General features: G+C 47.4%; 19 protein-coding genes. 12 read left to right on the plus strand and 7 right to left on the minus strand.

Translation table 11 applies throughout. The features are described from left to right. The first annotated feature begins 157 nt into the window (after window positions 1–157). Window positions 158–994, plus strand: a complete 837-nt coding sequence (locus tag DC345_RS30565) for an AraC family transcriptional regulator (protein WP_113056368.1) — start codon at window positions 158–160, stop codon at window positions 992–994. 138 nt (window positions 995–1,132) lie between these two features. On the opposite strand, the gene csaA is transcribed toward DC345_RS30565, so the two are convergent. The 4 genes from csaA to DC345_RS30585 all read right to left on the minus strand — a co-directional run bounded on the left by csaA (window position 1,133) and on the right by DC345_RS30585 (window position 3,692). Further along, window positions 1,133–1,462: a chaperone CsaA gene (gene csaA / locus DC345_RS30570; protein ID WP_113056344.1), complete on the minus strand. Its 330-nt coding sequence runs from the start codon at window positions 1,460–1,462 to the stop codon at window positions 1,133–1,135. Between the two features lie 176 nt (window positions 1,463–1,638). Further along, window positions 1,639–2,271: a uridine kinase gene (gene udk / locus DC345_RS30575; RefSeq protein WP_113056345.1), complete on the minus strand. Its 633-nt coding sequence runs from the start codon at window positions 2,269–2,271 to the stop codon at window positions 1,639–1,641. Between the two features lie 201 nt (window positions 2,272–2,472). After that, window positions 2,473–2,709, minus strand: a complete 237-nt coding sequence (locus DC345_RS32505; RefSeq protein WP_113056346.1) for a VanZ family protein — start codon at window positions 2,707–2,709, stop codon at window positions 2,473–2,475. Window positions 2,710–2,768: 59 nt separating this feature from the next. Then, window positions 2,769–3,692 carry a helix-turn-helix transcriptional regulator gene (locus DC345_RS30585; RefSeq protein ID WP_113056347.1) on the minus strand — a complete coding sequence of 308 codons (924 nt, stop codon included), beginning with the start codon at window positions 3,690–3,692 and terminating at the stop codon, window positions 2,769–2,771. Between the two features lie 98 nt (window positions 3,693–3,790). Between DC345_RS30585 and DC345_RS30590 the strand changes: the two genes are divergently transcribed. Both DC345_RS30590 and DC345_RS30595 read left to right on the plus strand, forming a co-directional pair. Continuing rightward, window positions 3,791–4,288 (plus strand): GyrI-like domain-containing protein, encoded by a 498-nt coding sequence (locus tag DC345_RS30590; RefSeq protein WP_113056348.1) that lies wholly within the window; start codon window positions 3,791–3,793, stop codon window positions 4,286–4,288. Window positions 4,289–4,457: 169 nt separating this feature from the next. After that, the gene (locus DC345_RS30595) at window positions 4,458–4,916 is read left to right on the plus strand and encodes a hypothetical protein (protein WP_113056349.1); all 459 of its coding nucleotides are present in this window, start codon (window positions 4,458–4,460) and stop codon (window positions 4,914–4,916) included. Window positions 4,917–5,022: 106 nt separating this feature from the next. Here the strand turns inward: DC345_RS30595 and DC345_RS30600 are convergent, their stop codons facing one another. Then, entirely contained in the window at window positions 5,023–8,037 is a 3,015-nt protein-coding gene (locus DC345_RS30600; RefSeq protein WP_113056369.1) for a DEAD/DEAH box helicase, read from the minus strand. A 5-nt stretch (window positions 8,038–8,042) separates the two neighbouring features. Next, complete coding sequence (locus DC345_RS30605) at window positions 8,043–9,812, minus strand: SWIM zinc finger family protein (RefSeq protein ID WP_181586791.1); 1,770 nt, start codon at window positions 9,810–9,812, stop codon at window positions 8,043–8,045. A gap of 281 nt (window positions 9,813–10,093) precedes the next feature. On the opposite strand from DC345_RS30605, the gene DC345_RS30610 reads away from it, so the two are divergent. Continuing rightward, complete coding sequence (locus tag DC345_RS30610; protein WP_113056351.1) at window positions 10,094–10,912, plus strand: endonuclease/exonuclease/phosphatase family protein; 819 nt, start codon at window positions 10,094–10,096, stop codon at window positions 10,910–10,912. Window positions 10,913–11,098: 186 nt separating this feature from the next. Here the strand turns inward: DC345_RS30610 and DC345_RS30615 are convergent, their stop codons facing one another. Next, window positions 11,099–11,926, minus strand: coding sequence for a methyl-accepting chemotaxis protein (locus DC345_RS30615; protein ID WP_113056352.1), 828 nt, complete (start codon window positions 11,924–11,926; stop codon window positions 11,099–11,101). Window positions 11,927–12,171: 245 nt separating this feature from the next. On the opposite strand from DC345_RS30615, the gene DC345_RS30620 reads away from it, so the two are divergent. From DC345_RS30620 to DC345_RS30655, 8 genes are all read left to right on the plus strand, one after another. Next, a complete protein-coding gene (locus DC345_RS30620; RefSeq protein ID WP_181586792.1) occupies window positions 12,172–13,752 on the plus strand; it encodes an S-layer homology domain-containing protein in 1,581 nt (526 codons plus the stop codon). Window positions 13,753–14,008: 256 nt separating this feature from the next. Then, on the plus strand, window positions 14,009–16,306 hold the full coding sequence (locus DC345_RS30625) for a glycoside hydrolase family 88/105 protein (RefSeq protein WP_113056354.1): 2,298 nt from the start codon (window positions 14,009–14,011) through the stop codon (window positions 16,304–16,306). A 334-nt stretch (window positions 16,307–16,640) separates the two neighbouring features. After that, complete coding sequence (locus DC345_RS30630) at window positions 16,641–17,975, plus strand: ABC transporter substrate-binding protein (protein ID WP_113056355.1); 1,335 nt, start codon at window positions 16,641–16,643, stop codon at window positions 17,973–17,975. Between the two features lie 46 nt (window positions 17,976–18,021). After that, complete coding sequence (locus tag DC345_RS30635; RefSeq protein WP_113056356.1) at window positions 18,022–18,972, plus strand: carbohydrate ABC transporter permease; 951 nt, start codon at window positions 18,022–18,024, stop codon at window positions 18,970–18,972. Beyond that, window positions 18,969–19,817, plus strand: coding sequence for a carbohydrate ABC transporter permease (locus DC345_RS30640; RefSeq protein ID WP_113056357.1), 849 nt, complete (start codon window positions 18,969–18,971; stop codon window positions 19,815–19,817). Before DC345_RS30635 ends, DC345_RS30640 begins: the two co-directional genes overlap by 4 nt. A 27-nt stretch (window positions 19,818–19,844) precedes the next feature. Beyond that, window positions 19,845–21,755: a sensor histidine kinase gene (locus DC345_RS30645; protein WP_113056358.1), complete on the plus strand. Its 1,911-nt coding sequence runs from the start codon at window positions 19,845–19,847 to the stop codon at window positions 21,753–21,755. After that, window positions 21,752–23,356, plus strand: a complete 1,605-nt coding sequence (locus DC345_RS30650) for a response regulator (protein ID WP_113056359.1) — start codon at window positions 21,752–21,754, stop codon at window positions 23,354–23,356. The genes DC345_RS30645 and DC345_RS30650 overlap by 4 nt, the downstream gene beginning before the upstream one ends. 51 nt (window positions 23,357–23,407) lie before the next feature. Continuing rightward, on the plus strand, window positions 23,408–23,953 hold the full coding sequence (locus tag DC345_RS30655) for a GNAT family N-acetyltransferase (protein ID WP_113056360.1): 546 nt from the start codon (window positions 23,408–23,410) through the stop codon (window positions 23,951–23,953). Window positions 23,954–24,194: the final 241 nt, after the last annotated feature.

Raw genomic sequence — 24,194 nt, forward strand, 5'->3', positions numbered from 1 at the left:
TATAGGTGGATTGTGCCGAGATAACTATGGCTCAACCTCTTATAAATATGGCATAATCCCATTTATGGATTCGCTTACAGCTAATATTTCATCTATTTACCTGTTATAATTTTAGTGTGAGATTGCCTATAGTGGTGAACAGAGGGAGTGTGGAATGTTGAAACTGATCGAAACGAACGTGGTTCCTATGGATTTGACGCAGATGGAATTGGTACTGTTATTTTTCGGTTGGCAGGCATGTGATCCGTCGCATTATTGGGGGCCGGGTGTTCGGGATGCTTATATTGTTCATTACATTCATGAAGGACGGGGCACTGTATTTATGGCGGATCAGCAATATGAGCTTACACAGGGCCAGGGATTTGTGATTCTTCCGGATACGCTTATTCATTATGAAGCGGATGCGAAGCAGCCATGGACTTATTCCTGGTTCGGGTTCAAGGGTGTTCATGCCAAGGCATTCATGCAGCGAGCTCATATTAGTCCGGAACATCCTGTATTTGATGCCAGAGATAAGGATACATTCGACTGCCTGTATACCGAGATGGTTCAAGCATCAACACGTACCGGGGGAGATGTGTTCAACCAGAGCCTGCTGTACCGGCTAATCGCTGAACTGATCGCATCTTCTCCCGCTGGAGAGCAGCTGCAAAGACCTCTGTCGACCAAAGAGGAATATATCAGGCAGGCCGTTCAGTTTATGGAGAACAGGTATAGTCAGAGAACCTCGATCCTGGATATTGCCCGTGCCGTGGGTTTGGATCGCACGTATCTATCAGGGCTTTTTAAGGAGAGGTATGGCAAGTCATTACAGGCTTTCTTTCTCGAATACCGGATGAATCGTGCAGCTGAACTGCTGCAGCATTCGGCTCTATCGGTTAGCGAAGTGGCCCACTCTGTGGGGTATACAGATCCATTACTGTTTTCCAAGATGTTCAAGCGAGTGACGGGTGTGTCTCCAAAAGGGTCGAGGAGCATAGAAAAGGGAGATTAGCTGGCACTGCTTCACATTACTAAATACTAAATATGTCCATCATCATTCATACTCTACGATGCAAAAAAAGGCCACGAATCCGAAGATTCATAACCTTATGCTTTAGGTGCAAAGACAGGAATAGCGATATGATGAAAATCAGGCAATCGTTGTTCCGTTCGGTAATGTCTGGTCCGGGGTTAACAATACAACGTCACCTTCATCAGGCACACCGCCAAGCACCAGTACTTCCGATACAAAACCCGCAATTCGGCGCGGCGGGAAATTGACTACAGCAATAACCTGCTTGCCGACCATCATGTCGGGGGTGTAACGTTTCGTAATTTGGGCGCTCGAACGTTTAAGGCCAAGTGGGCCGAAATCAATGGTCATTTTAATCGCAGGGATGCGCGCTTTTGGAAAAGGTTCGGCTTCCACCACTGTACCAACGCGGATGTCATGCTGTATAAACTCTTCAAAAGTAGCCATGTTGTGCTGTCTCCTTTCAGTTATGGAGTCCATTATAAAATAGAAATACCCAAAAAATCCAGATTGCGCTAATTGCAACCTGGATTTTAGTGGTGATATGGTATGAGCGATGCCCGTTTTTGTCCCACTCGGATGTGAGCGGGGCAGAGCGCTTAATGCAGCAACATTATATTAAATTATGCGCCATTCCACTTTTCACCGGTCAGATATTTCTCAGTCAGGATGGATAACATCTGAATCCCGACTTCATTATGTCCACCTTCGGGAATGATGATGTCTGCATACTTTTTGGAAGGCTCGATAAAAGCATCATGCATCGGTTTTACGGTTTCGAGATATTGTTTGTACACGGATTGAATCGTACGGCCGCGTTCTTCCATATCCCGCAGTACTCTGCGCAGAATACGCACATCGGAATCCGTATCAACAAATACCTTAATATCCAGAAGGGCACGCAGATGTTCATCAATCAGGACATGCAGTCCTTCCACAATAACGATATGGTTCGGTGCCAGTTCAACCGTTTCATTGGCGGCACGGTTATCTATGGTGAAGTCATATACGGGAGCATACGCCGCTTGGCCTTTTTTCAACAAGGTGAGATGCTCAATCAACAGATCATTATCGAATGCAAACGGGTGATCGTAATTGGTGAGTCGGCGTTGCTCAGGGGTGAGCTGCGACTGGTCTTTGTAATAATTGTCTTGGGATATAAACGTGACTTTACCTGATCCCAGACGGTCTATGACGGAGCGAGCTACCGTCGTTTTACCGGAGCCGGTTCCTCCGGCGATACCAATAATGAGCATGGTTGTTCCATAAGCCTCCCTAGAATGGCAGCATGATGAATGGATAAAAGCGCACCAGAGATCCTTCTTTCATGGCCTTTATCCACATGTCTGTCTCTGAATACACAATTCCTTCATTGTACCATAGCAGACTGCTTTTTTCATCTTGGGACATGGACCATGTTTTGCCTACAGGGGTACTTTATGTTTGCTAATCATCGTTTACTGCATAGCTTTGAATGATACTTCGCGTGCTAACTCCCATATGGCCATTGGGTGCTGCCTGATGGAGCTTTTTGAGAACATGTTTAGCATGACAAAGCCTAATATACTTCCTGCTGTATTGACTGTTAGATCGTTCAGATCGATGCTGTGAGTTGCCGAGGTTACTCGGAGCAGGAGCTGTGTTATTTCAATTAGAAAGCTGAACGTGGTGGATGTTGTCTGTTGATTTGGCAAAAGGAACCGCCATTTTGAATGGACAGCGTGCTGGCTTTATTGTGTGTATTTTATTCTTCTTAATGTTCATATTGTCCCAGAATGCGACGAACGTAATCTTGAAATTCCTTACGCACTTCAACGGGTTCAATCACTTCACATTTATCTCCAAATGCAAGTAACTTGTCGTATCCGAATGTGTTTTTAATAATGGGATAAGTCGCCAGACAGGTTTCTTCTCCCATATGAAGGATATGCGCTTCCCCGAAACGCTCAATTACTTTATCAATGACTGAACGATGAACACGAATCGTTACCTCCACCCAGTCCTGACTCATCCATCCGGCTCCATCCATGGGTAATGGGGTGAAGTCTCTTGGTACATATCCGTTCTTTGATACCAGAAGGTTGCTCATACGCGCCAATTTAAATATGCGGAAATCTTCCCGGTCGACACAGTAGCTTTGCAAATACCAACTGCTCCCCTTGAAGACAATCTGATACGGTTCAACCGTCCGGGTGCTGATTTTCCCGCCCCGATCCCCATAATCAAAGACCAGGTATCGCTGTTCATTCATCGCAGTCTCAATGCAGCTAAGCAAATTGCGGAGTGATTCATTCCCTTGATTTAACGATAAATCCACTGCGAACCGTCCTGCCTTAATGCCAGTGTCACTCCCGTGATGGATTGCATTCAATTTCTCCAAGATGAAAACAATTTCATTATGTTCAAACAACTGTTTATAGCTTTTCAAACTGGTCAACAAGGTCTGTATATCCTGTGGTGTGAATAACAGCTTGTCCATTTTATAGGCTTTCATCAGACCCACGCCGCCCATCGCTCCCTGATGCGTAAAAATGGGCAATCCGGCAAAGGTTAACGTATCAATATCTCGATAGATGGTTCGTCTGCTCACTTCAAGACGTTCGGCCAATTCCCGCGCACTAACCACCTCTCGCTCCAATAAAATCATAATCAAAGCAAGTAAGCGATCAATTTTCATACTCCACCTCCGCTTTAAGTATGCCATACAGATGTCACAGTTGATAGATTATGCTTGGTTCGTAAACCAAATTCATGTACAACCAGGAGGCAATAAATATGAACAATTACAGGATTGAGAAGAAGCAGGCCTTTCGTATCATCAGTTTTAAAACCCTTTTAGACGAGGGAACCAGTATCCACACTCCTCAGTATTCAAGCAAGAAGACAACTTTCTTCAAAAGTGTGTTGGATAATGGACAAATGGCCAGTCTTCGTCCTTATTCGGAAAGTCCATATGGTTTCGCCGCAGTAACCATAGAAAATGGCAATGTCCATTATTATGCGGGTGTTCAATCCTCGAAGCCTCTGCCTGAACATACAGACGAAGTCCTTTTTCCTGCAGGCGAGTATTTAATCTTGTCAGGAAGCGGTGGTTTATCCCGTTTGGCATTTGATAAGCTGGAAAACCAAGCATTTGGTTCTCTGTTAACCGATGAGTATGACTATGAGTTTGAATATTCCGGGGGACCGATCGCAGAAGTGTTGCTAAATGGAAAGCCAATGGACGCCGAAGTGGAAGTTTGGGTGCCTGTTCAGAAACGGAAAGACTCTTAAACCAGCACACAGACTATTCGTTTGTATGGGAAATGTTGGAGACTCAATCAGTATCAATTTAGTCTCAACTTCGGGAATTTGGGTTGAAGGATCTAGGACCTTCGATATATGATGTCGAAAGATGCCAGTTACTGGGGGTATCTACTATATAAAAAAGGAGGTGTAGGTTATGAAAAAATCAAGCAAAGTCATTTCTTCCACAGTTATTGCTGCCATTGCAGCTGTATCCGTTGTAACTTCTGCTTCTGCAGCAAGTGTATCAACGGTACCTTCTGTCTCAAGCATTAATTTGAGTGGCATGGACATCGAAACAGCTTTGATGATGGTTCAGCAGGAACGCACGAAATTGCTGGATAGCCAATTGCAGGCACAAATTCAACAAGTTCAAAATCGCAATCAAGCGATTGCAGAGCTGAACGAACAATTGCAGGCGGCCATTCAGAGCGGGGATGCTTCCCAAGTCCAAGTTCTGAAGGGTAAAATTGATGCGATGAGCAACTCACAACAAATGGATATGCTGCGTTTGCAGTCTATGACTAACAAACGCAATGAAGCCTTTGATGTGATGACGAATTTCGTCAAGAAAATGCAGGATTCAAGATCGTCCATCATCGGAAACATGCGCTAGGATTGTAAAAAAAGAGCGAAGCCGGAATGCATTTCCGACACTTCGCTCTTCTTTTTGTATTCTACTATTTACAATGTTACGTATGTTGCAACAATCCACTCTTGAGTTAACCTGACCAGTCACGGCGCCGGGTGAACAGATCCTTCAGCTCATCCGTCGACAGCTCGGTAATCCAGTTTTCAGAGCTGGTGATAATATTGTCGCTGAGCTGCTGCTTGCTCTCCAGCATCTCATCAATGCGTTCTTCAAGTGTACCCAGCGAGATAAACTTGTGTACCTGCACATCCTTCGTCTGTCCCATCCGATACGCGCGGTCTGTAGCCTGATTTTCCACGGCAGGGTTCCACCAGCGGTCAAAGTGGAATACATGATTCGCTGCGGTCAGGTTCAAGCCCACACCACCTGCCTTGATGGACAGAATAAAGACCGACGGCTGCTCTGCCGCAGGTAACGTCCGGGATTGGAACTCGTCAATCATGCGATCCCTGGCTGTCTTGGACGTACCCCCATGCAGATACAATACAGGTTCCTGCAACTCCTGTCTTAATACTTGTTGCAGCATCTGTCCCATGCCGATGTATTGTGTGAAAATGAGGCACCGTTCGCCCTCATCCCGTAGTTCGCGAACCAGTTCCATCAGTCGTTCCAGCTTCGCGGAGCGGCTGATCAGCATGGCCATGTCCTGCGGACTGTACAGGTCATACTCTGTTATAGAGCCTTCCGAGGAGAGCGTTTCCGGCAAGGCTTCTTTGGTCAGCAGCAGGGGGTGATCACACAACTGCTTGAGCTGGGTTAAGGCAGAGAGAATTGCACCTTTACGCTTGATGCCTTCCAGCTCTTTCATTTTGTCCATCAGTTCCTGAACGGACTGATCATATAGTGCACTTTGTTCACCCGTAAGGTGAATGTAGGTTTTCATCTCATTTTTGTCCGGTAGATCGAGTTGAATATTCGGATCTTTTTTCTTACGGCGCAGCATGAATGGCTTCACCAGTTGCTGCAGATCCTGCATGCGCTGCTCATCCTTATCCTTCTCAATTGCACTGATAAACCGAGTCTGGAATGCCCGTGCGCTGCCCAGATAGCCGGGATTAATAAAATCATAGATCGACCATAACTCCGATAACCGATTTTCAATTGGCGTACCAGTCAGAGCAATACGATGTTTTGCCGGGAAACTGCGTACCGCCATGGACTGCTTCGTTTGGGCATTTTTAATATTTTGCGCCTCATCCAGACAGATGGATGCCCACGTATAGGACTGCAACATCTCTTGATCCAGAGTCGCTGTTGCATAGGAGGTAATGATGATATCCACCTGTTCCGTCTGTTCCCGGAACTCTTCTCCGCTCAGTCTTCGTGCTCCGTAGTGCAAACTGACGTTAATTGAAGGCGCGAAGCGGCTGATCTCCTTCTGCCAGTTCCCCAATACGGAAGTGGGGCAGACCAGAAGGGCTGGTGCCTGCCCAGGCAAGCGCTGTTCATGCTCTTTGAGATGTAGCAGATATGTGATGAACTGAATCGTTTTGCCGAGTCCCATGTCATCCGCAAGACAAGCACCGAGACCGAATCTCCGCAGGAATCCAAGCCATGCGAAACCTTCCTTTTGATATGAACGCAGCTCAGCATGCAACCCTTCCGGAATAGGCAGGGAAGGAGCGCCGCCTTGCCCACCGCCAAGCTGTGCAATGACCCGGTTCAGGTGTTCGTTCAGTTCCACCTCAAGTCGAATGTTCTCGTTGGATTGTGGCTGTTCTTCTTCCTCTTCCTGTCCTTCCTTGCGTTTCTGGTTGCGATACTCTCGCTGCTCATTATGCAGCAGATGCAGATGCAGAATATCCTGAAACGATAGCCCCTGTTCCTGATCCACACCGCCCATGGCCCGGCGAATCTGCTCAAGCAAGGCCGGATCAAGGGGAACCCATTCTCCACGGAAGCGGACCAGCCGTTCATTACGGGCCACGAGATCAGCGAACTCTTCTTCGCTGAGATCCGTATCCCCAATCGCAATACGCCAGTCAAAATGAATGATCGAATCCAGTCCAAAGAAAGACTGTCCCCGCTCACTGCCTTCCTCCGGTTTCACCTTGGCACGCAGCTTGGGTTTCTTCTTGCGCGCAGCTTCCCACCAACCCGGAAGCAGCACTTGCCAGCCAGCTTCAAGCAGTCGTCCGCTGTCTTGTGTCAGGAACAGCCAAGCATCCTGATCTCCCAATGGATCACTGAGCACATCCCGACTGCCGCTAATAGCGCGGCGAATCCGAGGCAGATGTGCACGCAGCTGCTCCAGCCATCCTGCCGAACGATCAAGGATGAACGGTGTCCACACGTCCGGCCATTCACCTTCCAACCGGCCACGTGAATCTAACCGCACAGGAACCAGCACGGCTGCATCAAGTTTGTTCTGCAACACCAGCCGCAGCCGCCATGCCGGTTCATCCTCCTCCGGCTCCAGCAATTGCAGGAGCGGACGGAATGGGGCTGCGTCTGCTTTCCAGCCGATGGACACGAGCCAGGATTGGGCATCCATGCCAGCCGTTTGCGGAGCCGTTCCGCTTTGTGGAAACAATTGCGGGAACTCGCGCCGCAGATCGGTGGCCGCTTCTTCCGTGCTATACCATTGTTGGAATACCGAAGCGGAATAGGCAGCACTCAGTCCTTCGGCGTAGCTCTCATCCGTTTGTTCCAGGGCTTTGCCAAGAGCGGTTCGATCCTGCTTTTTCAAACTGTCCGGGTCCCAGGTCCATTGCAGTTGTCCCGAGCGAAATGCGGTGAAGCTGGGGATGTATTTACGATTGTCAATCGATGCTGCAAGTACCGGGGCCAGCCGGATCAAATGCTCTGCCTGCTCGTCCCACTTCCATTCAATGTGCAGAAGGGTGTTCATTTCGCTGAAGAAAGGAATCACTTCTTCCGCAGGCAGTACGACCAGTTCAATCTCTTCAATCTGTCTTGTTTCCAGTTCTGTTCCGTAGAAGGAAGGGGCATGCCAAGCAAATAATCGCTGCTTAAGTGATTGTCCCGATACAAAGTGATGGGTGTTCAGCGCTCCATAGAACAAGGCATCCCCGTATCCGGTCAATGCAACATGGACCTCAATTGTTTCGGTGTAAGGGTGCATTAGACTCATGAGATCAACTTACCTTTCCGAAGCTCTTCCTGCAGGGCGCGCAGTCGGCTGTTGCGAACAGCCAATGTGGTGATAAACTGCTCCCAGTGCTCTTCCTGCTTCAATTTTTTATATATTTTGGACAGACGCTTCAACAGTTTCACTGCTGCTTTGTATCCGTCCCTGTTTTTGTGTCCTATATAACGATCTACTGCTTGATGGTAGAAAGGCAGAAGCAGTTCGGGAGCATCCTTTTCAATCGGTTGTAGCACAGCTACCCGGAATTCAAGCGGCTCCGTCTCTGTGCTCAGCTGAAAATCAATCCACCGCCGCCACTGTCCCCGCGAATGCATCGCTTCTTCATAAGCCGGACGAGAATGAGGCAACATGCTGACCAGTGTATCCCACATGCGATGCTCTACATCAGGCAGATGATGAATGGCTGTGTCCCACAACTGCATGTAATCATTCAGGGGGGAGTTCCGTCGATTCGCCAGCAGAGGTCCGAGCTGCACCAACCACTCTCCCAGTCTTTTCCAGTCCGAAGAATCTGCAAGTACGTGAAGAAAATGAAGCAGATGCTCCGGCGGGATACCGTATGCCGAGCTTCCGCTGATTAATCGCTGCCAAGCCTGTTCATCTTGTTTCAAATGGAAATACATCCAGCTCTGCGCCAATACCAGCGGCAAGGGCAACGTGACAGATTTAATCGGCGCACCGCTCCCGTTTTCCGTCAGATTCGCTACGCTCAGTACGCTCTCACCAGGTTTGGCGGGTTTGGAAGCAGCAGCAGACAGGCCATTTTCCATTTCCTGTAGAAACGCCAGCTCTGACTCCAGCGTTTTCCGGTTTCCCTGAAGATGAGGTACGATCCAGTTTAACCAAAACTGTCGATAAAGCGGGGTGAAGAACATCATGCTGGATGTCTCGGATATCATTTGCATACGCAGGTAAGCCGAGGTTTCCTCAAGTCTGTTCCATTGTTGTTCAAGCTTCGTGCCCTTTAGACCGGAGAGATCCAACGGACGACTAAAGATCTGTTCCAACCCCTTTTGGAGCGCATCCACGGCAAGTTGAGCAGGATAGCTCAGATACACAGGTGTATGTGTGATTGAATTGCGGCCAGGCACACAGAAGCGAATCAGGTATAGCTGAACATGCAGCTCAAATAACTGGTCCATACCAGCGGACAGCTTAGGTTTGATGGCATAGAGCTCGTCCGCTGCGGCCTGCACATACGATGTACTTGGTGTACCTATCCCCAGTCGTTTCAGGCATGCCTGAAACAGCTCATGCCATTCCGTGATCTCAAGTTCTGCAAGTTCCGTTGCACGTTCCTTGATCTGGCTATACTGGTTATCAGGGATGGTGAGATCCTCTTCGTGCGTTGCGTAATCCGAACGTCCGGAAGTCGCTATAGCAGCAGGTTTTGGAGCCTGTTTCAGTGCCGTGCTGGAGTGGGCGTTCACAATGCCGTGTACGGGTCGGCCCAGTTGCTCCGCATAACTCATTAGAACGGCTATCATATGTTTGCAATGAGAACCAACCGGACAGGTACAGTGACTGGTATTCAATGATTGCAAGCTCAGGGTTACCTCATAATCATCGGAGCCCTGTACTTCAGCCAAAATTCCGTTTTGTTCGGTGTAGGTTAATGGTCCGACGCGTTTCTGTTTATAATATTGGAATCCACGCATAATCGTCAGGTTGTTAAAATGTTCAGCGACCTGCCTGATCAGCAGTTGCCACTGCGCATCATCCATGTTCATGTCATTAGGTATGTTCATCATTCCATCTCCTGGGGAAATCATAGGTTCAGTCATCACCACGTTTTGACGTAATGGTGTACATTTCATATATCCATCATATCAGTTATCGTGTACTCCGTGCATCGGTTCTGAGAACTTGGATGTGACTTTTTGATAGGTGAAACTCAAGAGTATCGATCTCTATTTTTTTCCATAAACCATGCATAATAGGCTTGTCTTGTGTATGCTTAGCGTATGTATTCCTTACAGGAACGATGCAGGCCGGGATTCGGCTTAATTTCAAACAACAGGAGAGACATATGAAAATACTTACGTTAAATACGCACGCTTGGGCAGAAGAAGACCAACTGAACAAGATCAGTCAGCTGGCTGATTTTATCAATACACACCAATTTGATGTGATCTCCATGCAGGAGGTCAACCAATCCATACAAGAAGCAGCGCTGTCCGCGGAGGAACTGAAACATTACTTTGCCACGGAATCGGATGCTGTGATCAAAAAAGACAACTACGCTTACGTTTTGCTTACGCAACTGACCGAGACCTATTACTGGACATGGATTCCGGCCCATGTTGGTTTCAGCAAATACGATGAAGGGCTCGCCATCCTGAGCCGGACGCCGATCACACAGGCTTTTGGTGAGTATGTATCCCACATGCGAGATTACGACAACTACCGGACACGCAAAATTGTAGGTGTCCAGACTGAATTGCAAGGCGAAGCAACCTGGTTTGTGAATGGACACTATAACTGGTGGGATGATGAACAAGAGCCTTTCAAGGGGCAGTGGGAACTGACCGAGAGCAAGCTTGCTCCATATATGGACCAACCGCTCTATTTAATGGGCGATTTCAATAATGTCGCGGAAGTACGAGGGGAAGGCTACGATTATATGATGAGCAAGGGCTGGAATGACCTGTACACGACGGCTGTGCAAAAGGATGACGGTGCAACCGTGGTCAAAGCCATTGCCGGCTGGGCAGATAACAAACGTGATCTCCGTATAGATTATATTTTCTCGAATCGTCCGGTACAGGCGAAGTCTTCGACGGTAGTTCTCAACGGAAAAAATGGCCCTGTGGTCTCTGACCATTACGGCGTAGCTGTGGAAATTTAACAGTAAGTCAGTCTAGTACACGATTCTTTATCGAAATAAAACGAAAGCCTCCGCTTACTTCCTTATAAGGAAAGTAAGCGGAGGCTTTTTATTTTCAGCCTTTGGCATATTGATGTTAGAAAAGCCCATTTTAATTTATGTACATGTCATTCCTGTTTAATCTATTCCTTAGACCACAAGCTAGCTTTATTCCAGTGCCAGCATCTTTTGCACAAATGCTTTCAGATTCGCACTAGTTTCACTAAGCTGTTCAATACTTTCCATAAACTCGTTTACCAGCCCAGCCTGATCCACCGTTGCTGTGGTAATCTGACCGATCTCCTGTTCCATATGTTTAATGGAAACTTGAACGCTGCCAAGGGAAGACTCGATATCGGCTGCTGCTTGTTTGGTGTGATCGGACAGCTTGCGAACCTCGCTGGCAACGACACCGAAGCCGCTTCCTAGATCCCCGACACGAGCCGCTTCAATCATGGCATTTAAGCCAAGCAGGTTGGTTTGTTCGGATACTTCACGGATGACGTTTGTCACTTTGGTCACATTGATGGAGTTCTCCGAGGCTTTTTTGGAATTGCGTAAGATCTCTTCTGAAGTCGCGGATAGTTCTTCCGAATGTGCCGCAATCTGCTGAATCCCACCAACTAGTGCATGAATGGTCGCTTCATTTTCCCTAATCAGCGTTTCCAGCGTGAGGTGGTTATCCAGTGCGTAGTTCACACCGAGTATGCCCACAACCTGATCGTTTTCCTTAATTGGAATCAGGATGGCATCGAAGGGTCTGCCTTGCAGATCACCGGGCATGCGGGCCACGGTACGTGTGTCCTTGTTAATCAGCATTTTAAAATCCTTATAATCCTCATGCAGCTCGTCCCCGACCTTTACACCGATCTCCAGACTTTTGGCTTCGGCAAAATACAGTACTTTCTCATGATCATTAATGGATATGGATACATCATCACGAAACATCTGTCTTACAAAAGGCATAGCGTTAACCAGAGATTCAAGAATACTCAAGGTACATCGTTCCTTTCTCATACAAAAAGTGGAATTAATAGCCTACTACCTATATCGGTAACGCTTTTCAATTTTTTAAACCAATGCGCAACACGTTGTCGAAATAAGGCGACTTGTTCAGAATCGGTTCAGAGCCTCTCTATATAATGGGAATATCGTACATGTCCATATTATTTAAGGAAGATCCTCCATTGGATTTTGCGTTGGAAGGGCATGAATATACTTCATATGGGAGGAGCATTATTTTGAGAAAAAATCATTTCATCAGCTCGCTTCTCGCGGCATCTTTGTTGACAACACCTTTGTGGGCGACACAGGCTAGCGCTGCAGTATCATTTACCGATATCGATAAATCCTATGCCAAGGATGCCATAGTAGAGTTGCAAAACGAAGGGATTATCACTGGATTCAGTAATGGGCAATTTAATCCGTCCGGCATGATTACGAGACAGGATTTTGCCATCCTGATTGCCAAGACGTTAAAGCTGGATGTAACCAATAACGTCCCACCCAATCCGACATTTACAGATATTCCTGTGACCAGCTATGCCTATGCTTTTGTCGAAGCGGTATATCAAGCAGGTATATTTAAAGGCATGGGAAGCGGGGAATTCGGGAGCGGTAAGACATTATCCAGACAGGATATGGTCGTAACCCTAATGAGAGCGATGGGAACAGACGTAACAGGCAAAGCTGATTCATTAACGTTCAAGGACAGCGCAAGCATCTCGGAGTATGCGAAAGATGCAGTTGGAGCGGCACTCGAGGCGGGATTCATTATCGGCGATCAAAATAACATGTTTAAACCGGTGTTGCAAGCGGATCGTCAAGCTGCGGCACTGACGGCTTCTCGATTGCTGCAAACGATAAAAGAAACTACAGGTCCACAACCTGAACCAGTGCCGACACCAACTCCAACACCAACACCAGAGGTAATACCAACGCCCGTGCCTACGCCGGCTCCATCTACCAGTTCGAATAATGGCGGGACCTCATCAGGTGGAAGTAGCGACAGCGGGAACATGAATCCATCTGTACCTGCGGATACAACAGCACCGACGGTGGATGTAAGCAAATTTAGAATTATCGACAATTACAACGGAACCTGGGATCAAGTTCAGGGAGATCCCGGAGCAGTCAGTGAAGAAGGAGCGGTTGTAACTTTCTATAGATGGACTGATGCGAATATGAATGGAGTCGTGGATGAAGGAGAGCTGGATGAAGGAATTTCCCTTGCCAAAAGCAAATCGGGTGGCTCACTTGCGCTTACCAAGTTGGATAATTTGAGTCCAGGAGACTACAAATATGTGATTACCGCCAAGGATTCAGCAGGTAACGAGTCGACTAAGGACGCATCACATGTGCTGGCATTTACGCTGGTGAACGGAGAGATGCCAGCAGATGTGCCGACTATAGGGTCTAGTAATTTTGGCTTCGACTCAAGCAACGCTAAAACCAAGTATCTTCAAATTCAATATGGAAATAATCCATTTTCTCTAAACTACGATGTAGGAGAAGAATTTGTGGATGGCACCATCGAGTATTGGACTGATGCGTTCCAGTTTAGCATAGATGATTTTTACCAAATTAATGGTGAGAATTATATAATAGATAGCAGTCAGATCAGTGATGATGGCCATACGCTTAAACTTAAAGTAAATGTAGAACCCGGCACACCTATTATTTTGCAATTGGGAAATAAGATGAATGAGACAAGAGGTCAATATGATTTGATCATTCGTGTAGATGCTGACGGCGATGGGTTAGCCAAATCTGTATATGAAGAAACCGGGAAGCTATTCGTTAAATTTGATATTTTTGGATAAGTGTAATCTACATGAGACGGACTACAACGATGTAGTCCGTCGTTTTGTCTTATCGTCAGACTGACAATACAATTATTTATTTGTAAGCGTAATCAAAAATCTGTAGCCACCGTAAAGCAGGTCAGGTATACTTGGTTTATTATTTGGCTATTCCAAAGATAAACGAGGATCATCACCGTTCTGTAAAAAGGGATTTTCTCACAAAGGTTAAGCGCTATACCTATGTATTCCATCTGGAGAGGAATGTGGGCATTCAATGACAACGTATTTCAGTGAACCGCAGAGCATGTATTATCGATTCGGAGAAGATCAGGATCAGGTGCTGAAGGTGCTGGCAGAGAGATATATAGGTGCCAACGCGCAGGCCAATTTTGTATATCGCGTATTTCAGAAGTCTGGTATTTTGCAAAATGAGAAGGGTCTGTATGATCTGAATTTGAGTAAACGTTTCCCTGATGCACAGAAAGGTCAGATTTCCTATGCCGCAGCGCTGGTCTGGGGGGATGAAGATCGAAATCTGGATGTGCTGATCCGCTGTTATGGACCAGTTCGCTTCTATTTTAATGAGAAATTGGTGTATCGCTCCACGGTCATGGATGAGATCAACCTGGATGCAACCGTTAAACTGGGAATCGACATTAAGCCGGGATGGAATACGTTGCTGCTGGAGATGAAGTATACACCTGCGGGTTTTGGATGCCAGTTTGGCTCGGACGAGGGGAAAGTGCGTATTCTGAATGTGCTCTCTCCTTTCCAGGAGAGAGAGGGGCAGGCCGGATGGGTGTATTCCAAACCTGTAAGCTCGGAGGACAGTCATCCGGAATGGAATTTGCTCGAGTCAGAAGAAGATCACAGATTGGAGTGGCTCCCTGATACGCAATGGTCAGAGGAAAAGCAGACGCAACCGACACTTAAACGAATGTACGGACATCTTCCTGGTCAGCAAGCCTATGCGTGGACAAAGTTGATTAACAGAGATTCAAGCGAATGCCCGATCTGTTTGTCTGGTCAATCTTTCGGGCCACTGAATATATGGCTGAACGGCGTATCGGCGGTGCAATTAAAGGACGCGAGTCCGTTCGAGGTGAACATACCCGCATCTTATGGACGGAATGACCTGTTGATTCGCAGTGAATGTAGCGATACGGCTGAGCCATGGAATTTCGTAATAAATGCAACGGTGAATGGAGAGCAGCTGGAACTGGAGCTTCCCCAACGTGTGCACGGAGCTTCTGGGGAGTCGTGGCTATATCTAGGCCCTTTTGAATCGGAGGACGTCGAACCTGATTTGCAGGATCTAATGCGCACTGATCGTGTGTTTAAAGGAAAGGTATTAAACGATAATCCAGAAGAAACGGGAAGCAAACAAGCACGGGAGGAACGCATATATTGGCGATTGGACAGACCGGAAGCGTGGATACGCCCCTATTATGAAAATGCAATGCTCAGTAACAAATGGACAGTAGGCAATGTGACCAACTATGGTCGATGGGATTATCCATTAGGTGTCACCGTATATGGTCTGTTACAGACTGGACGTTATTTGCAGCGGCCAGATATTAACCGTTATGCGTCCGAACACGTGCGGTTGTGTACCCGCATGGATGAGTACTCATTATGGGATCGGGAGCAGTATGGTTTCCCGGCGGTTAACCAGCAGCTGGTTATGATGAAAATGCTGGATAACTGTGGTTCTTTTGGCTCCGCGATGCTGGAAGCCTATTCCGAATGTCAGGAGCCGACGTTCTTGCCTATTGCCGAACGGATTGCAGATTTTATGCTGACCCGCTTGGAGCGACAGGAGGATGGTGCATTTTACCGTGAGTGTATCGGTGAATTTGCCGAGAATACGATGTGGGCAGACGACCTTTATATGAGCACACCGTTTCTTGTGCGTTATGCCCGACTGACGGGGAATAATTCAGCACTGGACGAAGCCGCTAGACAATTTTTATTGTATCGGAAGTATCTGTACATGCCTGAATTCAAGATCATGTCCCACGTATATGATTTCAAATATGGACAAGCGACACAGATTCCGTGGGGACGGGGAAATGGCTGGACGCTCTTTTCGTTGTCTGAGGTATTGGAAGCTTTGCCAGCAGAGCATCCAGATCGTCCTGCTTTAATTTCCTTTTTCAATGAATTATGTGAAGGATATCAAGCTCTGCAAGGAGAGGGCGGATTGTGGCATCAGGTATTAAATGATTCGGAAACATACCAGGAAGCCTCCTGCACAGCAATGTTTGCTTATGGTTTTGCACGGGGAGTACGTTTTGGTTGGTTATATCAACCTGCACGTTACATTGAAGCGGCTGAGCGGGCGTGGAACGGATTAACCCGTAAAGCAATTGACCGTCAGGGTAGTGTACATGGTGTATGCAGTGGCTCAAGATATGCCTTTACCGCAGAATATTACAATAAGGACCTGCTCACGGTAACGAATGACAATCACGGTATTGGCATTATGATGCTGGCAGGAACAGAAGTGGCGAAGATGAAGAAACATCTGGTACAGCCTAAGGTGCCATTAACTGCTGTGACGCAATCCTGAAAGTGTCAGTAAAACTGCAGGATACCTTGATCGAGAACCTACATGATATCTACTATAACGTTTTATTGAAGTCATCCGGATGACCACCGTTAAGATGTAGCGAGGTACAGTACGCTGCACGAAGAATGCTGCATATATGAATAACCACCGGGAGCATCATTCCTGGTGGTTATTTAATCACTACGAATATCGATCTCAATTGAATGGACATTTGTCCAACCCCTTACTTTTTTGACAGGAAAGCTTACTTTTGTTTATGTCATGAGCAGCCATAGGCCGTTACAATAGTTTTTGTAAGCGATTCCATAAAAGCAAAAGGGGAGGAAATTCATTCATGTTGAATACCAAAAAGTGGGTAACCCTGTTCTGCCTATCCCTGTTAATGTTCGCTACAGCCTGTTCCGGAGGATCATCAGTACCGTCTGCCTCATCCAATGAAGGTGAAGAAGGGGGTACTTCCGGCAAAATTGAACTTCGTATGACCTGGTGGGGATCACAGACTCGCCACGATCTTACGACCAAAGTGATTAAGCTATTTGAAGAGAAACACCCTGGCATTACCATCAAGCCGGAATATTCCGGTTGGGACGGATACTTTGACAAGCTGACCACACAGGTAGCCGGTTCAAATGCACCGGATATCATACAGATGGATTACGCTTTTCTAACCGACTTTGCCCGGCGTGGTGCATTGCTTGATCTGACCCCATACTCAGAGAGCAAAGAGCTGCGCACAGAGGATCATGACAAGAGTATGCTCAAAGCCGGATCGATTGACGATAAATTATACGCGATTACATTGGGTGTAAATGCGCCAGGTGTAATCTATGATGCGACCGTGTTCCAGGAGCTTGGGATCGAGGAGCCGCAGGAAAGCTGGACTTGGAAGGATTTTAGCGATGTCGCGGCCAAGATTGCAGCAGAGAAGGGAGACGGTTTCTACGGTTCGGCGGATGTATCTGGAACCACGAACATGTTTGAGGTATTTATCCGACAAACAGGCAAGGGATTATTTGATGGTGGGACGTTGACAGCAACCAGTGAGGAGCTTCAGCAATGGTTTGACATGTGGGGGGCGCTTCGTGAGAACGGAGGTGCTACCTCTGCAGAAGTGACAGCTTCGACTACGAATGCACTGGAGACACGCCCGATCTCGCTTGGTACAGCCGCTATGGATTTTGCCTGGTCTAATCAATTGCTGACATTCCAGCAGGTGAACAAAAACCAGGATCATAAGCTTGGCATACAAGTACTTCCGCACGGTGTGAATGAAAAGCAAATCGGTGAATACCTGAAAGCAGGTCAGTTCCTATCCGGTTATGCCAAAACAAAACATCCGAAGGAAGTGGCGATGTTTATCGACTTCATGGTCAATGATCCCGAAGCAACCGCTATTCTCGGCTCGGAGCGCGGAGTACCGGTCAATGCCAGCATCCGTGAGAAGATGCAGCCTACGCTGCCGGAAGCGGAGCAAGCCATCTTCCAATTTATCGATGTGGTATCGAAAAACTCCAGTGAAATTGATCCGCCATACCCGCAGGGATTTTCCGAAGTGGATACCAGCTTCAAGAGTGCAAGCGAGCAGATTGCCTTTGGCCAAGGCAACACACCGGATGTAATTGCCCAGTTCATTGAAGGTGCCAAGGCGACACTTGCATCAAGTCAATAACACTTGAATGGTTCCAGACTTCATATTCTGCGGGGAGGTTGCGAAGATGAGTACAACACAGGTCAGTCAAGCACAACCCGAGCGTGTAACTGCCCGGCGGGTGAAACGGAGATATGCTCATAATGGAGCAGCGCTTCTGTTTCTGGCACCCTGGCTGGTTGGTTTATTGTTTCTGACACTTGGGCCCATGCTCGTTTCCTTATACATTTCGTTCACCGACTACAGTATCCTGGCCGCCCCTTCCTGGGTCGGTCTGGATAACTACACCACGATGTTTACATCGGATAAACTGTTTATTCAATCGCTCAAAGTCACATTTACGTATGTTGCCGTATCCGTACCGATCAAGCTAATTTTCGCCCTGCTGGTGGCGATGCTGTTGAACAAAGGCATTCGTGGGCTTGGCATTTACCGTACAGTGTATTACATCCCAACCCTTCTTGGGGGCAGTGTGGCGATTGCGATGCTGTGGCGCAAAATGCTGGGCGGTGACGGTCTGCTCAATGGGGTACTTGCCATGGTCGGCATTAAGGCACCCGATTGGGTCGCCAACCCGAAATATGCCCTGTATTCAATAGTACTGTTGTCGGTATGGCAGTTCGGATCGTCGATGATTATTTTCCTGGCAGGCTTGAAGCAGATTCCACCTGAGTATGACGAAGCTTCCGCCGTAGATGGAGCAGGCCCACTTCGGAGATTCTTTTATATCACACTACCGATTCTGTCGCCGGTTATCTTTTTCAATCTCGTGATGCAGCTGATTACCTCCTTCCAGTCATTTACTCAGGCTTTTGTCATCAGTAACGGCAGCGGGGGACCTGTCAATTCAACATTAATGTACTCTCTATACCTGTACAAAAAAGGGTTCTCGTTCTTCCAGATGGGTTATGCATCCGCAATGGCCTGGGTGTTGGTGATCCTGATCGGTGTCTTTACATTGCTGGTATTCCGCAGCAGCAAGCTGTGGGTTCATTATGAGGATGGTGGAAAATCATGATTGGACAACGAAATTCTACTGCGTGGGTAGTCGCCAAACATGTACTGATCTCGGTCATTGCCTTTGTCATGCTGTACCCGGTGCTCTGGATGTTGGGCAGTTCATTCAAACCGGGACATATGATTTTCACCGAAACCTGGTTCTGGCCGCGAGAATGGAACTGGCAAAATTACATCAGTGGCTGGACGGGGATTCAGGGAAATCCCTTCTCCCGCTTTCTGACCAACTCGGTCGTCCTGTCGCTGGGCGCTGTGCTTGGCAATGTTATCTCTTGCTCGATGGCGGCATATGCCTTTGCCAGATTGAATTTTCGGTTCAAAGCGATTTGCTTTGGCTTAATGCTGATGACGATCATGCTGCCACACCATGTGACGCTGATCCCTCAATATATTCTGTTTAACCATCTGGAATGGGTAAATACGTATCTGCCGCTGGTAGTACCGAAATGGCTTGCGACTGATGCCTTCTTCATTTTCCTGATGGTCCAGTTCTTCCGGGGATTGCCTAAAGAGTTGGATGAAGCGGCGACGATTGATGGATGTGGTCCAGTACGAATTTACACCAAAATTATCATTCCGCTGGCTTTTCCGGCGCTGGTGACGACGATGATCTTTACCTTTTTGTGGACATGGGATGACTTCTTCAGCCAGTTGATCTATCTGAGTGATGTCAGCAAATATACAGTGCCGCTGGGCTTGCGCCTGTTCCTTGATTCCAGTTCCCAATCCGATTGGGGACCGATGTTTGCGATGTCAGTGCTGTCACTGGTGCCTTGTTTTATCGTATTTATCGTGTGTCAAAAGTATTTCGTGGAAGGAATCGCGACCTCTGGGCTCAAAGGGTAATTCCAAGACGAAACGAGTTGATTCCCTATGCGGAAAAGAAGATTATCTGTATTCCTAAATCATAAGCTGCAACAAAGCAAGCTCTCCACGTTGATGGTGACTTGCTTTATTGCGTTTAACCTGCTGCTCGTCTCGGTTATTGTCTGGCTAGCATACCAGTCGTTCTCTGCCGTCACGTTTACCGAGATCAGCAAAGCACGACTTGCTCTTCTGAATGAGAGTACACGCCGAGGGTTTGATTTTATTACAGGAGTGACAGGCACGGCTTATTCTTTGGCGAGCAACCGTGAGCTGTCGAATCTGCTGGAAACGAAGGGGACGGGAAGGCTGACGCAGATCCACCAGCGGCGTGAGGTGTCCAAAATACTGGATCATACAGTGGTAGTCAGTGAAGGTATTACCTCAGTGGAACTGTATACGGATGCCTTCAACGGTGTCACGGTCACGCTGGCCGACCGCATCTATTCAGTGGATACGATTGCAGGTGATTCATGGTTTGCTGCATTGGAGCAGGCGGATGCGGCCTGGGTACCTCTGCGGGAAAACGAATCAGGCCAATCGCTAATCGGATACGCCCAGCGAATCTTTGACAGCCGGGGTGGGACGGTAGCCTACGTGCTTATTCGCCTGAGTCGCGCCGATATTGTACGAAGATTTGCGGATATGCCGATGGTGCTGGATGGACAGGTGCTGTTGGTGGATACCGCAGGCAACGTCGTTATGCAGATGGGCGATGGCGATGCGAGGGTAACATCCGGTGAAGAATCAAGCTTTATTAATGGAGCTTCAAAACGTGTTTCTTCTATTAATGCTTCTATTGAAGCATCTTCCGAAGCATCTGCTGCAGACGAAAGCAAACCTGTAGTCGACAGTGCATGGATTCAGGAGCATGTTGAACACGGGGAAGATGGATTTGAAGTGGTTTCCGGCAAGTCGGGTGGAGCCCAACTTGTTCTGTACTCAAGACCTGCTATGCTTCAATGGCGTCTGGTACAGACCATCCCTGTTCACACACTATTATCTCCTGTGAGGCAGGCCGGATGGCAGGTCCTTGGAATAGCTGTGCTGGGGTTACTATTTTCAGTGGTACTTGCGTATCTGTTCGTTAGGCGGATTGTTCGTCCTTTACGTCAGCTGATCAAGCGGATGAGGCAACTGGAGAAGGGGGATTTCAATACCCGGGTTCAGCTTTCGTTTACCGAGGAATATGCCCATTTGGCGTATGGGTTTAACCACATGGCTTCAAAACTGACGGAGTTGATGGATCAGGTGAAGGAAGAGAGCCGTGCGAAGCGTGAAGCCCAGACTGGTTTATTGGAGGCGCAAATCAAACCTCATTTTTTGTACAACACACTCGACATGATCCACTGGCGTGCTCTCGATTATGAGGCCAAGGACATCAGCCGCATGATTGTGCAACTCAGCAAACTGCTGCGTATCGGATTGAGCGGTGGCCGACTATTCATCCGGGTACGGGATGAGTTGGAGCATGCTCGTTGTTACGTTAGCATTCAGTCGGAGCGGCTGCCGTTCTCTATTGATTATCATGAACAGATTGATCCGAGAGTGCGAGGCTGTTACATTCCCAAAATCATTTTGCAGCCCTTTATCGAAAATGCGGTCATGCATGGGCATCCGAGAGAAGGAAAACTCCGCATACAGGTGGATATGCGAGAAATGGATGGCATCGATCCACCATCCAAAATCATCATTTGCATAAAGGATAACGGAAAGGGCTTGCCTGAGGGTTGGAAGCTGGAGGGAACGACTGGCATTGGAATACGAAACGTACATCAACGCATTCAACTATATTGTGGCGCAGGGTACGGCGTTGATCTATGCGCAGGTGATTTAGGCGGAGTAGAAGTGACCATTACGCTGCCGCGTATTGAGACGGAAGAACAATTAAACTTATGGCTGGGCGGTGAAAATGAATGAAAACCATTATGCTCGTAGACGATGACCCGCATATTGTAAAAGCATTGACCGACCATATTGATTGGCCATCCATTGGCCTCCGTATTGCAGGAACAGCTTCCAATGGCGTGGACGCACTGGAGCTGTTCCAACAGCTGCGCCCCGATCTTGTGATGACGGACGTCTACTTGCCAGGAATGACAGGACTTGAGGTCACGCAGGCGTTGCGGCGGGATCATCCCCATCTGCCGATCATCATTCTTAGCGGATATGACGAATTCGAGAATGCCCGGGCGGCCATGCGCTGGGGCGTGAATCATTTTTTGCTAAAGCCTGCGGAAGTGGAGGAGATTGAGTCTGTTCTGCGTGAGGTGTTACTGGAAGAGGATGTGCGTGAGCGGCGTGAGCAACTGGAGCGGACTTACAAACAGGAGATTGGGCGGGTGGTTCCCTATCTTCGCAAATTGTTTCTCCACGAGCTGTTAACCACACGCTATCGGGAAGAGGAATTGCCTGCGGAGCGTATGGATTATGTGGGTATTCGCATGCCCTCTCAAGTGCGTGCCATCAGTCTGCAGTTGTATCGGCCTGCATTTCTGACAAGGATGAAAGAACGGGACTGGCAGTTATTAAGGTATGGGGCAGCAGATATTATTCAGGAGACCGTCAAAGAGCAGGCTACGCAAATAAACGACTGCCAGGTGGAGATCGTGGATTACTCGGATCAGGTGTTTGTGCTGCTTCTATTGGATGAGAAGGGCCCGCTAGAACAATTTGAGTCGATAGTTGAAAGGATGATTGATCAGATTTTTACGTATCTCAAGATCGAAATGAGCGCAGGTATTGGAACGTCCAAAGGGCACTTGTGCGAAGTGATGGACTCCTATCTGGAGAGCAGGGAGGCGCTGGAGAAAGCAGAGTTTCAGGGCGGGAGTCACGTATATCGATTTGATTCATCAGATGCGTTAACGCCGAGCAGCACGGATTACTCGCTATTGCTGCGACAATGGAGTGAGTCATGGACAGATATGAGGACTGATCTGGCAGAGGAGACATGGGTTCAGCTTCGCAATCTGCTGGACGAAGGGAGTGGTAGCAATATTCAGGATGTGCAAGTTGTGGCCGTGAGCCTATTCGACACGTTAATTCATAGTTGGAACCGGCATTATCCCATGCTAGCACCACCAGTGGCAATGAGTCATTTTTTGCGGGAAATTCAATCGAAATATGGGTTGCAGGATCTGATATGCTGGATGGATGGTATTATTCGAAACTGGATGGAACAGATACGAAAAGAAATGGGCGAGAAAAAAAGCAATAAATTAGTGGAGCAGGTGAAACAGTACGTTGAAATGCATTATGCTGAAGAGATCAGTTTTGAAGCGATTGCCAAGGGACTATTTGTACACCCCAAATATTTGAGTCAGCTGTTCAAGAGGGTAACCGGAGAGAACTTTGTGGGTTATGTAAACGGGTATCGGATCCAACGTGCGCTGGAATTGTTACAGTCAGGACATTACATGGTCTACGAGGTTAGTGAGATGACCGGGTTCCGTAACGCGACGTATTTCAGTCAGGTGTTTAAGATGCTTACGGGCAAGAGTCCGTCTGAGGTGGGGTAGAGCCATGAATAGGATAAGGGAAAATAAATTAGATTGGACGGATTATAGCGTATGATCATCGATCAACAGGATTTTAATGTAAAAGGATTGATCTATTCGATTAGGTCTGCAATGGAAAAGGATGCTGAGGCATTGTCTTCACTTCGTGTACAGTTGGATGGAGAAACCGAGTATATGGATCGCGAAAAAGGTGAAGGTTTTATTGATCCAGCGAGGTTTGAACAAATAATCCGGTTGGACTCGGAGAAAGAGAGAAATCTGTTTCTCGTTACTATTGTAAAGGAACAAATCGTCGGCTATTCCAGATGTGAGGGAGTCGATCTAAAGCGATTTTCTCATAAGGTTGAATTTGGTGTTTGCGTAGCGAAAGAGTTCTGGGGTTACGGGATCGGCAAGAAACTACTCGAACTATCGATAGACTGGGCAGATACGAATGGAATTGAGAAGATGACCTTGAACGTGGTGGGGACGAACGATAAAGCGATGGAGCTATACCAAAGAATGGGCTTCGAGATAGAGGGAACTTTGAAAAAGGATCGACGGCATGCGGATGGTCGGTATTTCGATACAGTTATGATGGGAAGGTTCAGGGTATGAGGGGGAGAAGCGTGTGGTGGTTGGTTGGCTATATACGCTACTTCCTTTTATACTAGAGCAACTACTATCTCTTATGGAGAGAGTTAATATTTAATAGATGTAGGCTCTTAACATCTGATTACAAGACAATGATTGATTATGATAAAAAGGGAATATAACGGTTCTACTGTTCTCATCAAACGATAATAGAAAATATTAATTAAGGGTTGCAATTTATTTTTGTACATGGTATATTCTAATT

The organism is Paenibacillus taichungensis (assembly GCF_003287275.1).
In the GTDB taxonomy this organism is placed as follows: domain Bacteria; phylum Bacillota; class Bacilli; order Paenibacillales; family Paenibacillaceae; genus Paenibacillus; species Paenibacillus taichungensis_A.

Bases quoted from the DNA above. Each gene is read 5' to 3' on its own strand.
- csaA (WP_113056344.1), bottom strand. From the start codon at position 1,462: ATGGCTACTTTTGAAGAGTTTATACAGCATGACATCCGCGTTGGTACA.
- udk (WP_113056345.1), bottom strand. From the start codon at position 2,271: ATGCTCATTATTGGTATCGCCGGAGGAACCGGCTCCGGTAAAACGACG.
- DC345_RS30585 (WP_113056347.1), bottom strand. From the start codon at position 3,692: ATGAAAATTGATCGCTTACTTGCTTTGATTATGATTTTATTGGAGCGA.
- DC345_RS30590 (WP_113056348.1), top strand. From the start codon at position 3,791: ATGAACAATTACAGGATTGAGAAGAAGCAGGCCTTTCGTATCATCAGT.
- DC345_RS30595 (WP_113056349.1), top strand. From the start codon at position 4,458: ATGAAAAAATCAAGCAAAGTCATTTCTTCCACAGTTATTGCTGCCATT.
- DC345_RS30600 (WP_113056369.1), bottom strand. From the start codon at position 8,037: ATGCACCCTTACACCGAAACAATTGAGGTCCATGTTGCATTGACCGGA.
- DC345_RS30605 (WP_181586791.1), bottom strand. From the start codon at position 9,812: ATGAACATACCTAATGACATGAACATGGATGATGCGCAGTGGCAACTG.
- DC345_RS30610 (WP_113056351.1), top strand. From the start codon at position 10,094: ATGAAAATACTTACGTTAAATACGCACGCTTGGGCAGAAGAAGACCAA.
- DC345_RS30625 (WP_113056354.1), top strand. From the start codon at position 14,009: ATGACAACGTATTTCAGTGAACCGCAGAGCATGTATTATCGATTCGGA.
- DC345_RS30630 (WP_113056355.1), top strand. From the start codon at position 16,641: ATGTTGAATACCAAAAAGTGGGTAACCCTGTTCTGCCTATCCCTGTTA.
- DC345_RS30635 (WP_113056356.1), top strand. From the start codon at position 18,022: ATGAGTACAACACAGGTCAGTCAAGCACAACCCGAGCGTGTAACTGCC.
- DC345_RS30640 (WP_113056357.1), top strand. From the start codon at position 18,969: ATGATTGGACAACGAAATTCTACTGCGTGGGTAGTCGCCAAACATGTA.
- DC345_RS30645 (WP_113056358.1), top strand. From the start codon at position 19,845: ATGCGGAAAAGAAGATTATCTGTATTCCTAAATCATAAGCTGCAACAA.
- DC345_RS30650 (WP_113056359.1), top strand. From the start codon at position 21,752: ATGAAAACCATTATGCTCGTAGACGATGACCCGCATATTGTAAAAGCA.
- DC345_RS30655 (WP_113056360.1), top strand. From the start codon at position 23,408: ATGATCATCGATCAACAGGATTTTAATGTAAAAGGATTGATCTATTCG.